The organism is Paenibacillus sp. Y568, assembly GCF_059445545.1.
On sequence record NZ_JCAIUM010000004.1, the window covers coordinates 30712 to 45792 of the forward strand.

Sequence of the window (15081 nt, forward strand, 5' to 3'; positions counted from 1 at the left end):
AAATGTAATCCGAGAGATTGTGAGGGAGAATACAGTTGCAGAATAAAGAGAAGAAAAAGGATTCTCGGTTCATGTACATAGGAAGTACGGTAGCACTTCTGCTTGTAAAGGGTAAGTCGCTATTAGCACTTCTGAAGTTCGGTAAGCTTGGTGGTGCCATAGTATCTATGGCCATTTCAATAGGTGCGTATGCATTGATCTATCCATGGGGATTCGCGTTGGGGATTGTCGGGTTGTTATTCATTCATGAGATGGGTCATGTATTGGCAGCGAAACGACAAGGTCTACCGGTATCTGCACCGTTGTTTATTCCCTTTCTTGGTGCGATGATTACGATGAAAAAGAATCCGTTAGATGCTAAGACGGAGGCGTACATCGCATTCGGGGGTCCATTGCTAGGATCATTAGGTGCAGCTGGCGTATTCCTGGCTGCTTATCTTATGGACAGTCCCTTATTGTATTCACTAGCCTATATTGGTTTCTTCCTTAACTTGATCAATCTATTGCCTATCCATCCGCTAGATGGGGGTAGAATTGCTACGGCAGTTTCAAGATGGTTGTGGCTTGTAGGATTGATTGGGGGACTAGGCGTCATTATTTATTTGCGTTCGATTATATTTTTTGTTATATGGGCTTTATTTGCATACGATTTGTATAAGAAGTATGTCAAAGATCGGAATAGAAGTGTAGTTGAGTCTGCAAATGCTATTTTCTTTGTGCCCGTAGAACATGTATATGCTCAAGGAGCTATAATCCCTGGACCTGAGCATAAAAGAGAGTTACCCTTCAGTACTTATAGTAATTTGGATGAACAACGGCAATATGTTAAAACAGAGTGGGCTAGTATGGATTTCCAAGGTACCATTTCTATGCCACAGCAGGGGATCATTAAGAGGGTTCTTGTTAGTGTTCTTGTGAATGGTCTAGAACTTCAACGAACACCTGAGGATTATCGTATTAAGATTAACTGCGAAGTAGAGTATATCCGTTATGAGAATGATAAGTATTATGATGTACCGTTATCGTCTCGTTGGAAATTTGGAATAAGTTATGCGGTACTAGCATGTGTGTTAATTGGTCTGATGTATTCCGTACATATCGTAGGTAATATTAACGTGTAATACAAATAAAGGGGGTGTCCATAGTCATTTAATGACTGTTGGACATCCCCTTTTTCATATAACTACTTTATTACTATTTCACTTACTCTGCATTCAATACGAACTTATCAATGACATGCTTGATGCCATCTTCATTGTTGCTTAATGTCACATAATTCGCGATATCCTTGAGGGCATCAATGGCGTTCCCCATAGCAACACCAAGACCTGCGACTTCTAACATTTCATGATCATTCCAAGAGTCGCCAATAGCGATTGTATCCGAGAGTTCAACGTTGAAATGATTAGCTAGGAAGGTAAGGGCATGACCTTTCGTACCTTCATGATGCATGATTTCTAAGAAATGTGGTTTTGATTTGGTGATATGAACTTGATCTCCCAACAATTCACGAAGAACTGGGGATATCTCATCCAAATAAGCTGGATCATCAATGATTAGCATTTTAGGTGTAGGTTGGTCCACCATTTTGATGAAATCAGGTTCAATGAAGTAAGGCGTTCCATTCAGTGTACAATAATCGATCAGTTTTTGGTTTTCTTCTCTTGCATATAGTTTATCGTCAATATAGACCTGTACATGTAGGTCGTGTTCAATACAGTAATCAAATAGTTTATGCGCAGCATCCTTCGGTACGAAACGTTCATAGAGGACCTTTTCATCCAATAGATTCTTAATCAAGGCACCTTGGTACGTAATAATAGGGACGTTTAGACCTGTCTGACGTGCAAGATGTTTCGCAGATGCATAAGCACGCCCCGTAGCAAGAGTGACAACTACATCTTTAGCTACAGCTTGTTCGAGTGCTTGTTGTGTGGATGGCAATACTTCCTTGTCGTCATTAATCAATGTGTCGTCGATATCAATTGCGATCAGTTTATACATGAATTTCTCTCCTTAAAACATCTATTTATAGTGCTGTCTTACTCTATTGTAATCTATTTCGATATGGATGTGTTCGGTGCCGACTTCAATTCAGCAATAATCATACCTGTGAGAATACAAATACATCCGATTCCATGAAAGTTGCTTCCACTCATGACGATGAAAAATACTAATGATAAGAGCTAATAGTAGGGTGGCTCCAAGAAATCGTAATCCGTTAAAGGCGAGAGGTGGAAGTACCCTAACTGCATGTTGAACGATGAGAAAAGTAGAGCCCCACATCATAGCAACAAGAAGTAGGCTGAGGTTAGCAAGATGAGAACGGTTCATACGTGATATCCTTTCATAGAAGTAAGTGACCAAATTGTATCGCAAAAATAGGGGTTGAACAAGGAAATATAGATAAAAAAAGAGCTGCCATCCTTGCAGGGATAGAGGCTCAGAATAGAATTGGGGACGGGCTCGTGTTCCTGTTGTAACGATGGTCTCTCTACTTTTTTCTCAAAGAACCGATGATTAATAACATTATTGGAAATACAAGCCCCAATATAAAAGAATGAATTGTCCAGATGGGTGTGAACTCCATATAGTAGGAAGTATTCGGGAATACAATAAAAGACAGGATGACTAGTATGATGCTTAATGGAAGAGTTAAGAACCGGTATTCTTTTAAGCTTAATACCTGGGCTATTCCTACTATGGAAACATAAAACAATAGGGAAATTCTTACAAATGTTGTGATAAACCAAATCACCGCAATGATGACTTCCATTCGTTCTATGAAATTTCCAATGCTGATTTTTTTGGCTAAAGCGTAACTTGGGTAAGCGATATTTGCCGTATTTTCTCCTAATACTAGAATTGTGAGCGTAATCAAGACGACCATAATGCCTCCCCCTAATAGGAAGCCCGAAAATAATGCCTTTCCGTTCTTTCCGGGATGGTTAACGTATGGAAACAGGGTGATTAATATAATGGGTTCGAGAAAAGGGTAAGCAATAAAATAGAGAGATGCCTTTAGTATGGGCTTAAAGCCCTCCTCCATCACAGGTTGAATGTTCTCAATATTGATTTGTGGAGAAATCAATATCACAAAAATGATTAATAAAAGGATAACAATAGGAAAAAAAATCTCTGTTGCGCGAGCCAAAGGTTCAATCCCGAGTCTAACTCCCATGATGACTATTAATATAAAGAGAATATTGATTGCTTGAATTGGAGTAGTAGGCATAACTTCCGTCGCCATGAAATCTCCGATATTATGCAGTGAAAGTGCAGCAATGAGAAATGGGTATATGACAAAAAACAGAAGGGAAACTCCTTTTCCCAACCATTTGCCCAGAACTTTTTCGGTATATAATGTAAACGTTGAATGGGAGAAGCGGTCGCCAAGATGAATGTACATAGGTATTAGCAACAACCCGACTGCCAGTGCCAAGAGTGCTGATATCCAAGCATCTTGTTTGGCTACGCCTGCTAACATTGCTGGAATAGTCAGAATAGAACTGCCAATGATATACAAAGTGATTAATACTGAGAACTGACGTGAGCTGATTTTTCCCTTTTCTAACATAGTAACAACTCCAACATTATAGTTTGCAATATATTTAGAAACCGAGGGTTCACTTCAACCATACATCAACTACATCGGCAAGCGGTTTATAGACAGCTGTCATCCAATCCAAAGGATTGGGAGTCTTGAAATGTAACGCTTGAGCTATACCTAATACTGTTGTGAATAATAGAATGAAGGAAAATACCCATAGCTCCTTTATTGATTTGTTTCTCCACAGAGGGGGGACATCAATAACGATGATGATAGCAACAATGACAAGAATTACCGCTATAGACAACATGCTGGTTGCTCCTTCTTCTTCAATTTTTAGTCGACCTCGTGAACACTTTTCGAATAAAATACACCACCAACAATAACAAAGGTAAGAGTATGCCATAGCTCATATCAAAATATGGCCAGTATTCGCCAAGTACGTTATTGTAATAAGTGATGTCAGGGGCAATAATCGGCGCGAGCACAATCAAGAGAAGAGCTGTAGGTAAAGTTAACATTCGATACCCTTTTAATTTTAATAATTGAGCTAACCCTAAATTGAATACATAAAAATAGAAAGCACTTTTCATAAAAATGGTTAAAAACCACATCAAGGCTAACATGGCTTCAACTCTCTCAAAAAATTGACCGATGGTTACCCTTCTAACTAAGGAATAACTAGGATAAATGCTTCTCGAGGTCTGATCGGGACCAAGAACAAGAATAGAGATCACAATAAGAATGAGTATAACTATTCCACCTAACAGAGCACCTTGTAAAAAGCCCTTTTTTATATGTTGTGGTTGACTTATATAAGGAATAATCATTAAGAAGACAACTAGCTCCATAAAGGGGAAAGCTATAAAGGAGAGAGAGCCATGCAATACGGGCTTTATTCCATTTTCTAAAATGGGTTGAAGTTTCTCGAATTCAGCTTGGGGACATAGAAAAATGAGCAAAAGGAGAAATAGGAGGATAAAGAAGGGGAGGAGTATTTCCCCTGTCCGTGCAATAACTTCAAGACCTAAACGCACACCAAAGACAACGATACACGCAAATAAGATATGAATTGCTTGTGAAGGGGTTTCAGGCATCATTTCGGTGGTTATAAAATCACCAATTTCCCTTAAAAATGCTACATCAGTAATGAAAGGGTAGAAAAGGAATATAACCGCCACGAATGACCCTATCCATGTCCCCAGAATTTTCTGACTAGATTGAACTAAGGTCAATTGGGGATGAAGGTTTCCAACTACGCTGAACATATGAACGGCGAGTAATCCTACCGCTAGTCCAATGAGGCCAGATATCCATGTGTCTTGTTTCGCAAATGAAACAGAGACCGAAGGTAATACTAGAATCGAATCTCCAATGGTAATGAACATGACTAGGATGGTGAGTTGACGAATACTTATTTTACCCTTCTCAGGCATAGGTTCATTTCACCCCATTTATTATTTCTTCATTTCTTCCAGAAACGAATTGGACACTTTCCCCAAATGTTTAATCTCATAAGTAACTTTTACGTGTACCGGAATATTCACAAAGGTCTGATCCCAGTTATCCTTTAATTTTTTCCATTCCTTTGGATTTGAGCGGCGAATGGCTTCACCAAACCCAAAAATATCGACTTTGTATTCTTGTTGCACTCTAGTTATGGTCTTATCAATCAATTCTTCCATTTTTCGTTCTGCCCATTTCTCTACCTCCATGATGGTCTTCTCACTTCTTAGATCAAGATGGCATTGAACCTCGGCTACATTCGCTTCGGTGACCACTTCGATATCGATCATTGGACGTTCATCCCGTATGCTTCCTTTAATCTTCGAATGTGATCGAAGGATTTTTAATGCGATTCTCCCTCCATCAGGACAAGGTACAGACCCAGCCGTACTATTAACATTGTTGGTAATATAGTTGTACGCTTTACTTTCTTCGGATTCGGAACTCAACCAACCAATCAGCTTATCTTTTCTAAATATAGCTAATTCCGAGTACTGTAAATCTGCAGGAGAGAGGATGCTCTCTACATTTTTTTTTGTTTCCCCTACCTGGGGATCTCCTATTAATTTTAGTCCTGTTAATACCGGATGTTTTCCTTGGCTCACAAGATCAGATATGAGTTTATCCACTTTAACAGCGATAGTAGGTGCCCACTGTTTCTCTGATACTTCCAAAGATGAAAATAATCGAACAGAGGGTACCTTTTCCAAGTTGGTTAATATTTTTAACGTATCTATAGCCTTTACTTCTTTCGCGACGACAATGAAAAAGTCATTTCGTGCTTCAGGTTCTCGCGTCAAGAAATCTAGAGCGTCCGCGATTCCTTCTCTGGCGAATGACTCGCCAATGACCACAACTCGAAGATGAGCTATATAAATTTTACGTGGACTAATCGTTGTCATTTTACGGAGTGCTTCTAAAAGGGTATTTCCAGTTGCTTGATACATAGTGACTGGTACTACACCGCTACTTTTTCCTGCTACTTCCCCTGGCTCTACAACTTGAACGGATACATGATACTTATCTCCGGATTTATCGATCCCCAACCCTACGGCAATAGCAAGGTCATTTAATTCCCGGCGACTCCAACAACCGGTGATAGATACAGTCATGATGATACAAATACACAGTAAGAGTCCTGCCCGTTTCATAGGTCAACCTCCTGTTTGGTCTTGCGGCTTTTCCGGAGGTGTACTTTGTTCCCGGATGACATTCTTCTGGTTGAGTAGACGAGGACGGCTGAACATGGCCCAATGGGGTACTCGGAATATCGTATCTTTCATATCGGCACGGATATACGGAGCGAACGGACTCATATATGGAATCCCGAAGGAACGTAAGCTACATAAGTGAAGAATGAGCGCGATGACTCCGATGATAATTCCAAATAGACCAAAGGAAGCTGCAAGTCCCATCATGAGAAAACGTAACATTCGGATGGTCATAGCCATATCGTAGGCAGGGAGGACGAAGCTAGAAATGGCCGTAATGGCAACAACAATGACCATGGCTGCAGATATGATTCCTGCCTCAACTGCGGCAGATCCAATGACTAATGTTCCTACAATGGATATCGACTGAGCGATAGCCTTGGGTAACCTTAGACTGGCTTCTCTCAAAATTTCGAACGATACTTCCATCATGAGTGCTTCAATAAAAGCAGGAAAGGGAACGCCTTCTCGTTGAGAAGCAAGACTGATTAGAAGTTGGGTTGGTAACATCTCTTGATGAAACGTGGTGATGGCGATGTATAGAGATGGACCTAGTAGAGAGATGAAAATACAGACGTACCGTAGAATACGAATGAGGGAACTAATATCCGCCCTTTGATAATAATCCTCAGCAGCCTGCATGAAAGAGACGAACATGGTAGGAACGACTAGAACTATCGGGGTTCCATCCACTAATATGGCAACTTTTCCTTCTAATAGATCGGCGGCAATGACATCAGGACGTTCCGAATGATAGATTGTCGGAAATGGTGTGTATGTTTCATCTTCGATTAATTCCTCAATATAGCCACTTTCTAGAATGCCATCGATGTCGATCCGGTCCAAGCGCGTATGGACTTCTTTCAAAATGTCGTCGCTCACAATTCCTTTGATATACATGATTGCGACATCCGTTTTGGTCACCCTTCCAATTTCTTTTGTTTCTAGCCAAAGGTTAGGGTCCTTAATTTTGCGACGGATTAAAGCCGTATTTGTACGTAAGTTCTCCGTGAAACCTTCCTTGGGTCCCCGAATGACAGTTTCTGTTGTCGATTCCGTCACAGCACGGTCTTTCCATCCACGCATACCGATACTGAAGCCTTGTTCGTACCCATCTAATAAAAGAACTGCATCTCCTGACAACAGTGAGGTTAACAAAGGGCCTAATGTTATAACATCCTTGATATCTCCAGCGGTAAGGAAATGATCTTTCAATACCTGAAAGGTGTCCTCTTGAGATGTTATCAATTTATTTAGTTCGTTATTAGTAACGTCTAACATCAGCGATTCCATAATGAAGTTCTGAATGGATTTGGCATCTGCCAATCCGTCGGTATAGATGATAGCTGCTTTGATCTGTCGGTCGGAGCCAATCTGAATTTCTCTGAAGACAATGTCACTACTGTTACCAAGCATATCTTTTATATGTTGAATATTATCATGAAGATTGCACTTTAATGGTTCTTGCGTATCCTGTGATTCTTTACTTGAGTCAGATTGCCCGAGTGAAGGGTCACTAAATGTTTTTGTAATCATTCTGCTTAAAAAATCCATAGTTGTTTTGTCCCTCTCTATAGCTGCTATTTACGGTATTACCATAATGACGTGCACCTATACCAAAGGAAGAAGGATCTTAACCAATTCATGAGGAAACAAGCTACCCATGATCTCATTCAATTGAGTAAGGGGTAGCTTGTTGTCATTAACTTTTTTAATTCAAAATCTAATGTATATGATAATAATTGAACTCTAAGTGGCGAATGTGGACAATTTAGCTCTTACTTAATTACAATGGGGACATAATGTTCATCGTATACTTCGAATAAAAAGTTGTAAGGGTCCTTTGTTCCTATTGAAGATTTCTTTGGTTGATGCAGTGAAATAGGTATTGATGCCAAAATGATAATAGAACTACACATAACAATAAGGCACAAGATTCCTAAAAGTATTACCATCGTCGATTCCTCCCTTTTTGTCTACACGCTAAACATAAATTATGAAATGCGTTTCAGAGCAAGAAAAAGTTTTGTTGAGAAGGTGAGCGTTCATATGGCAAACATCAAAGATATAGCAAAGATGGCAGGAGTATCGGTAACCACCGTTTCACGTGTAATAAACAATCATCCTTATGTAAGTGCAGACAAAAGGGATGCTGTTATACGAGCCATGGAGGAAAGTAATTATCAGAGGAATATCAATGCGGTTCATTTAAGTAAAGGTAAAACGTTTCTGATAGGTGTTGTTGTTCCGTTCTCGAATAGTCCCTATTTCGGGTTGTTAATGGAAGGTATAGCTAATGAAGCATTACAAAACAACTATAAGTTAGTTCTGTTCCAAACGAATTATGAAGAAAGTAGAGAGATTGATGCTTTGACCATGTTGAAAAATAAACAAATCGATGCCTTAATCATATGTTCCAGAACTTGTGGATGGAATATAATTAATGAATATGTGTCGTATGGTCCCATTGTGTTATGTGAGGATGCAAGGGGTAGCAACGTGTCTTCAACGTTTGTCGATCACTATAAAAGTTTCTTCAAAGCTTTAGAGTATTTATATCATAAAGGCCATCATAACATTGGTTATAGCATAGGAAGAAGAACAGGAAGCAATAGCGAACATAGAGAGGCTGCTTATAGAGATTTTCTAGCGAAATACAATCAACCTTTTGATTCAAACGTTATATTTTATGAGTGTTTAAATTTTGAAGACGGAGAACAGATTATTCAACGTATACAAAAATTAAGTAATCCACCTTCCGCGTTATTAGTATCTAATGACCAAGTAGCTGCAGGAATTCTAACTTGCTGTAAAAAAGAGAATATTTCGATACCAAATAAGCTTGCTATCATGGGATTTGATAATCAACCCATAGCAAAAATTATGAACATCACTACGCTTGAGATCCCTTTAGTTGACGTTGGAAGAAAACTATTTCTTCAAGCCATGGACGGTTCAACGCATTCTCACGAAGAGATCCTGGTTAGATTAATTGAACGATTAACAGTATAGCTAACGAGGAATTTATATTAGAATCCCAAAGCCAAAACTGATATAATATGGTTCTGAAACGGAGATGATTGTATGGCTAAGAAAAAAAGACCGACCCCTTCACCAAAGCCTGATTCCGACTACAAGCCAGCAACGCTAAAGGACTTACTAAGTGGTGACATTCTAGAACAATTGAAGTCCCAGGCAGATGAGATGAAGGCGGAAGAAAAGAAGAAAAAAGAAGAACAAGAGTTGAAGCAGGCAGAAGCTCGTAAGCAGGAACAAAAGAAATTGGATAACAATTTCGAACACTTGCTTGAGAACAGTAGCCTGGATTGGCGTAAATATAAATAGGAATGAGATCATACATGAGGTGCGGACCTCACTGTGAAACATGCGAAACCACCGGGATTAGGCCACATGGCTAGTCAGATCTGGTGGTTTTTTGGCTTGCTTATATGGATTGGCGTGTAACTTTATTTATATTATTTCGTCTTATTTAAAGTGAAGAGAATGATGAGGAGGAATATAACAATGCAGTTATTTAGAAATACGAGGATTCATGCGTGTCTAGCAACGTTACTTCTAGCTTCAGCTTGGGGAGCATATGTTGCACCTGTAGCCCAAGCCGAAGAGAACACAACAACGATTCAAGCTGAATGGGAAGACCCAACCACCGGTAGTACATATTATAACTGGAGTTCTATGCAGAATGATCAGTATTTGAACAAGGTCATCGTTTCAACGAAGGATGGGAAATGGGCACAGTTGGACGATAAATTCACAAATATTAGTTCGTATTCGAAAGAGACTATACATCCAAGACTCAGTAAGCACTTTTCAAGTATTTCTGCGGGGGATTTATTCTACTATACACCTCTATATTTGGATACAACACAAAAGGTAGCGGTGAAAGGTAATCTCTATGATATTTCACCAGATGGTAAATGGGGATTATACGAGACACCTGATTTCGGTGCAGAGAAGTCATCGGATGGAAAAACGGCTCAATACATGCAATTACACAGCTATTTTCTCAAAAATATCACTACAGGTGAGCTAAAAGAATGGATTTCTAGTTCGCAGTATGTGGGTCTGAATTGGCTTGCTGATAGTACACTACTTGTAAATGAATATAGTCCAGTAGCTAAACAAAAGCTTATTTCAACCTATGATCCGGCTACGGGTAAGAAGAAAGAACTTGTACTAGGTAGGATAGATAGTTATTCGGAGAAAGATCAGACATTTGTTTTTGCCAAAAATGAACCCAAGCGACTTTCATGGATCTTCGATTTGAAGACAGGGAAATCTAGATTACTTACAGAGGACGAACGAGAGAAGTTATACACATGGCGGGATACTCGCCCGACAACAAAAGCACCGGACAATTTAGATGTTGTCGCGTTGCCTATCATAGATCTGCCCATCCACCATTTATATGAACATGAAGTGATCACCTCACAAGGCTCGGAGCTGGTGCCATACGCTTTTGTAAAAGAGGGAACGACGTTTATACCGCTTCGATTTATTTTATCCAGCTTTAATTTAAGTGTCGGCCAGCGCGAAGGGGATATGTATGACTATCAATATAAATTAACAGGCCCTACAGGTCAGAGTATGACGCTAGACCGCAATAACAGTCGTGTGTTTCAATTCCGATTATACGTAACTCCTGAAGTGCTAGAGAAAGTGGGACTTCAAGATGTAACGGTTAAACCACTTATTCCGGGTGTGATTAAGTAGGGTGTGATCCATAGATTACTTTGGATGGAGGAGGATCATGTCATTTCACCTAGAGATGCCTAATAATGTCATCTTCATTTTATGTGGGATATTTGGCTGGCTAATTGTTCTTATGCTTGCATCACGACAGTACTTGAAGCAGAAAGAGAAACCTGCATATTGGCGATTTATAATCGTAGTATGGGTCGGGCTTTTCTCCTTATCTATAAATCTGGATATATTTCATACTCCGATGAAGTTATCCATTCTACCTCTAGGAGTGTGGATAGTGTATGGATTATTATCAAAGGAGTCATGGCAGAAGTATCGCTCTTTTGCTTGGATTGGGTTTTGGGCCAACTATATATTTATAGGAACAGCGTTGATGTCTGGATTCATCGATAATTGGGTCTACCCCAAGGAAGATCCATCCACATATATCTCTGATATTGAGCATGCCATTATTATAGCCATTCACCCTACTGCTCAACCAGCTTGTTTTAATAAGGATCGGTTTCAGAGCCAGTTAAGTGATCTTCAATTTGCTGATGTGTTGGGTATGGAGTGGTATAAGAATTCTGTTTTGGAATCAGGGTCGCACTACCATAAGGAATACTTTCCTTATGGGCTATTAGGGACGATCCCAAGATGGGGAAGTGGTCTGGAACCCATGATTTATCTCAAGGAAGACGGTAGAGGAATATTAATTACAACATCCAATCGAAGCTATTACTATCTCTCCAAGGAACCTCTTATAGATTGGGGAGGATGTAACGATGAATAAAAAGAGGGTGATAGTTCCTTTACTAATCGTAACGATTGCTCTCGGTATGTTTCTATTTTATGATGGGAAGCCAAAGCCGTTTCTGGATAATACACAGACGATTAAGGTTATGACTGAACTGTATGCTGAGGTGAATATTAGTGAGATCTCAGATGTTATTGAACTAGATAGTAAACATTTATTTGTTCCTTACATCTCGGGGGATGACCATTATGGAATGAGTTTCTGGGAATGGGACCGATTTCAATGGAGACTTAGAAGAATAGATACAAGGGGCGAGCCTTATGTATGGAAAATAAATGATAAGGACGCTTCTACGCATTTTATTGTATGGAATATAGACCCCAAAGATAAATTAAGTAAGATCAAGTATTACCTTATCGGGGAGAGAGCTGCAATTGAAAGTGTTGGTCTAAAGTCATATAGACCAAGAGTTCAAATGGAGTTGACGATAGCATTACAGAAGAATTATGGAGTGCAATCTTTACCTACAGATTGGGTAGAGCTTATGAATGGAAATCTAAGAATGAATAACACTAATCAGGTTGACTCTATTTTTCATATGAATAGTCCATCATCATCTATGTACATTGGCTGGATTCCTTATGGAGATCAAGGAAAGGTTTTTCTTAATAACACCGTAAACGGGAGCTCTTTCAACAGTGGTGGTATCCAATTAGATTTTGTTCGAATACTCAATGAAAATGAGCTGGAAATTCCTCAAGCATATAAGTAACAGGATGAATAATAAGGTTATGTTGGTGCTACCTTTTGTAGAAACCATCATAGCTTTTTTTGTTGATTCTTACTCATGAACACTAGTAGGATCAGGGCTAAAATTGTTGTGATTATGAATTCATCTATATAAAGGTCAAATATAGTCAAGGTCAAAAAAATACCTATTTAATTATCGCTAAAAGTTATTACTTCGTTTCTCAGAATCAATTTATAGAGTAAGTGAGATCATATCGTAGAAAGGAGGGAACTGACATGGCATCAAAAAATTATTACGAAGCTTTGGGTGTAACCAAAAGGGCATCGAAGCAGGAGATCAAGAAGGCTTATCAGAAACTGGCCAAGAAGTGGCATCCTGACGTTAACAAAGCGCCTGAAGCGGAGACAAAATTCAAGCAAGCGGCTGAAGCATATGAAGTATTAGGTAATGAGGAAAAGCGGAAGATATACGATGAAGAGCAGCTTTACGGCTCGGGAGGTGGCAGATCTACTCAAACTAGAGGAGCCTCATCTTCATCAGGGGGATCTCCCTTTGGAGCGGAATGGAGTGGGAGTTATTCTTCGCAGCGTGCGGGTATACCAGAAGATGATTTGTTCGGAATGTTTTTCGGAAATAGAGGATCTTCTGGTCGAGGAGGTAGCCCATGGGGAGACGTTCATAACACGGTGCAAGCACAGATGGATATTACTTTGGAACAGGCATATAAAGGTGGAAGCCTAAAAGTACAGATGGATGGTAGAAATCTAGATGTGAGTATTCCGGCACGGTCGCATGAAGGCACAATGATTCAAATCCCAGGAAACGCTCAAAATGGGACAGCACAGACTGGTGATATAGTAATCGTATTGCATATTCTCCCTCATGATATCTATGAACTGCGAGATGGTGATCTACATGGGATTGTAGAAATTGCTCCATGGCAGGCAGTACTAGGTGGAGATGCACGGGTACCATTACCAGACGGTAACACTGTGAAATTAAAGATTCCTGCGGGTATTCAGAGGGGTAAGACATTGCGAATTCCTGGGAAAGGACTCAAGCGTGAGAATGGTACGAGCGGAGATATCTTGTTTGGTATCGAGATTGTTATTCCCGAGCATACGAGCGAAAAGGAAAAGAATCTGTATCGTCAACTGGCTGAATCCGGAAGTTATAATGCGGGTCCTAAACGGCAAAATGGGGGTTCACAACGACGTAAAACAACGGCAGGGTAATCGAAGTACTTATAGATAAATGATGTAGAAAGGTGTGAGTGCTATGGATTTCAATAAACTAACGCAAAAGTTACAGGAAGCCGTCGCTTCGGCACAGTCACTGGCAACAGACAGCGGTCATCAGGAGATTGATACCCTAGCGCATAGTTCCTTGTGAATAAAATTCAAATAGAAGTTGCGATAATTATTAATTTGCATAACGAAAGGGCGCTTCCAAACCGTGATGGTGTCGGGAGCGCCCTTTTGTTATAACCTATTCTTCTAGAAATACAAGACCAACAAACTCATCCAACTCAAGGTTACCGAAGTAATGCTTCATATCCAGGTTGGATAAGGCTTCACGAACCTCGGCATCCTCATAACGTTTGCCACGTAAAGCATTTTCAATATCAGCCACATCGCCTACACCGAAGAAATCACCGTAGATTTTGATGTCGTGGATTCGGCCTTCGTTAATGTTCATTCGAAGATCAATAATACCAACAGGGAACTTCTTCGAATGTTTAACATTCGATTCAGGGGAAATCCCATAGTTCCATTCCCAATTTTGATAATGTTCCTTGGAGATCTGGTTAATCTTCTCCCAGTCTGATTCCTGTAAGTGGTACTGTGGAACATCTTGCTCGTCCATTCCGAATATTGAACGGAGTAGCTCAGCGCGGAATTCTTCAATGGTCATGGTGTCTTCCATAAGATCACTTATATTAGCCACACGACTACGTACAGATTTGGTACTCTTTGATTTGAATTTCTCTGGATTGACGTTAAGAGAAGCTTGGACATTATCTAAGTTCAAGTTGAACATCAATGTACCATGGCTGAACATCCGACCACGAGTGGAGAATTGCGCGTTACCAGAAATCTTCTTTTCTCCAACTTGTAGATCATTACGTCCACTGAGTTCAGCATTAACGCCCATTTTTTGTAGAGCATCTATAACGGGTTGAGTGAATTTCAAGAAGTTGTGGAACGATTGGCCATCGTCCTTAGTAATAAAGCTGAAATTAAGGTTGCCAAGATCATGATAAACAGCACCACCGCCAGACAAGCGACGTACGATTTGTACATTGTTTTCTTTGCAGTATTCTTGATTAATCTCTTCAATGGTATTCTGATGCTTACCAATGATGATCGAGGGTTGATTAATATAGAAAAGCAAGTAGCTTTCTTCCATAGGAAGGTGCTTCAAAGCGTACTCTTCTATCGCGAGGTTAATAGCAGGATCGTGAATTCCTTGGTTATCAATGAATAGCATAGGTTATTCCTCCGTTACTATAGTTCATAGGGTTACATATATCTAAACGTAATTGTAAACTAAATTGGTGTTAGAAACAAAAAAAGACTTTTGAATTGACGCATCGGAAGAA

The 15081-nt window shown here is 39.8% G+C and carries 15 protein-coding genes; 7 read left to right on the forward strand and 8 right to left on the reverse strand.

The features are described from left to right. Positions 1 to 35 precede the first annotated feature (35 nt). Positions 36 to 1121 carry a site-2 protease family protein gene (locus AC1D7X_RS07030; protein WP_495474903.1) on the forward strand — a complete coding sequence of 362 codons (1086 nt, stop codon included), beginning with the start codon at positions 36 to 38 and terminating at the stop codon, positions 1119 to 1121. Positions 1122 to 1203: 82 nt separating this feature from the next. Here the strand turns inward: AC1D7X_RS07030 and AC1D7X_RS07035 are convergent, their stop codons facing one another. The 7 genes from AC1D7X_RS07035 to AC1D7X_RS07065 all read right to left on the reverse strand — a co-directional run bounded on the left by AC1D7X_RS07035 (position 1204) and on the right by AC1D7X_RS07065 (position 7821). After that, entirely contained in the window at positions 1204 to 2004 is an 801-nt protein-coding gene (locus tag AC1D7X_RS07035; protein ID WP_495454989.1) for a Cof-type HAD-IIB family hydrolase, read from the reverse strand. A gap of 90 nt (positions 2005 to 2094) precedes the next feature. Next, positions 2095 to 2334 carry an EamA family transporter gene (locus AC1D7X_RS07040; RefSeq protein WP_495474904.1) on the reverse strand — a complete coding sequence of 80 codons (240 nt, stop codon included), beginning with the start codon at positions 2332 to 2334 and terminating at the stop codon, positions 2095 to 2097. Between the two features lie 160 nt (positions 2335 to 2494). Continuing rightward, positions 2495 to 3577: a GerAB/ArcD/ProY family transporter gene (locus AC1D7X_RS07045; protein ID WP_495474905.1), complete on the reverse strand. Its 1083-nt coding sequence runs from the start codon at positions 3575 to 3577 to the stop codon at positions 2495 to 2497. A 49-nt stretch (positions 3578 to 3626) separates the two neighbouring features. Beyond that, entirely contained in the window at positions 3627 to 3860 is a 234-nt protein-coding gene (locus tag AC1D7X_RS07050; RefSeq protein ID WP_495454992.1) for a hypothetical protein, read from the reverse strand. A 19-nt stretch (positions 3861 to 3879) separates the two neighbouring features. Further along, the gene (locus AC1D7X_RS07055; protein WP_495454993.1) at positions 3880 to 4986 is read right to left on the reverse strand and encodes a GerAB/ArcD/ProY family transporter; all 1107 of its coding nucleotides are present in this window, start codon (positions 4984 to 4986) and stop codon (positions 3880 to 3882) included. Positions 4987 to 5007: 21 nt separating this feature from the next. Continuing rightward, complete coding sequence (locus AC1D7X_RS07060) at positions 5008 to 6207, reverse strand: Ger(x)C family spore germination protein (RefSeq protein ID WP_495454994.1); 1200 nt, start codon at positions 6205 to 6207, stop codon at positions 5008 to 5010. Between the two features lie 3 nt (positions 6208 to 6210). Next, on the reverse strand, positions 6211 to 7821 hold the full coding sequence (locus AC1D7X_RS07065; protein WP_495454995.1) for a spore germination protein: 1611 nt from the start codon (positions 7819 to 7821) through the stop codon (positions 6211 to 6213). A 495-nt stretch (positions 7822 to 8316) separates the two neighbouring features. On the opposite strand from AC1D7X_RS07065, the gene AC1D7X_RS07070 reads away from it, so the two are divergent. The 6 genes from AC1D7X_RS07070 to AC1D7X_RS07095 all read left to right on the forward strand — a co-directional run bounded on the left by AC1D7X_RS07070 (position 8317) and on the right by AC1D7X_RS07095 (position 13714). Continuing rightward, on the forward strand, positions 8317 to 9279 hold the full coding sequence (locus AC1D7X_RS07070) for a LacI family DNA-binding transcriptional regulator (RefSeq protein ID WP_495454996.1): 963 nt from the start codon (positions 8317 to 8319) through the stop codon (positions 9277 to 9279). Positions 9280 to 9351: 72 nt separating this feature from the next. Further along, entirely contained in the window at positions 9352 to 9612 is a 261-nt protein-coding gene (locus tag AC1D7X_RS07075; protein ID WP_495454997.1) for a YqkE family protein, read from the forward strand. Between the two features lie 180 nt (positions 9613 to 9792). Next, on the forward strand, positions 9793 to 11001 hold the full coding sequence (locus tag AC1D7X_RS07080; RefSeq protein ID WP_495454998.1) for a hypothetical protein: 1209 nt from the start codon (positions 9793 to 9795) through the stop codon (positions 10999 to 11001). A 37-nt stretch (positions 11002 to 11038) separates the two neighbouring features. Next, a complete protein-coding gene (locus AC1D7X_RS07085) occupies positions 11039 to 11764 on the forward strand; it encodes a hypothetical protein (protein ID WP_495454999.1) in 726 nt (241 codons plus the stop codon). Further along, complete coding sequence (locus AC1D7X_RS07090; protein WP_495455000.1) at positions 11757 to 12500, forward strand: hypothetical protein; 744 nt, start codon at positions 11757 to 11759, stop codon at positions 12498 to 12500. Before AC1D7X_RS07085 ends, AC1D7X_RS07090 begins: the two co-directional genes overlap by 8 nt. 254 nt (positions 12501 to 12754) lie before the next feature. Continuing rightward, a complete protein-coding gene (locus AC1D7X_RS07095; protein WP_495455001.1) occupies positions 12755 to 13714 on the forward strand; it encodes a DnaJ C-terminal domain-containing protein in 960 nt (319 codons plus the stop codon). Between the two features lie 253 nt (positions 13715 to 13967). On the opposite strand, the gene lplA is transcribed toward AC1D7X_RS07095, so the two are convergent. Next, the gene (gene lplA / locus AC1D7X_RS07100) at positions 13968 to 14969 is read right to left on the reverse strand and encodes a lipoate--protein ligase (protein WP_495455003.1); all 1002 of its coding nucleotides are present in this window, start codon (positions 14967 to 14969) and stop codon (positions 13968 to 13970) included. Between the last annotated feature and the right edge of the window lie 112 nt (positions 14970 to 15081).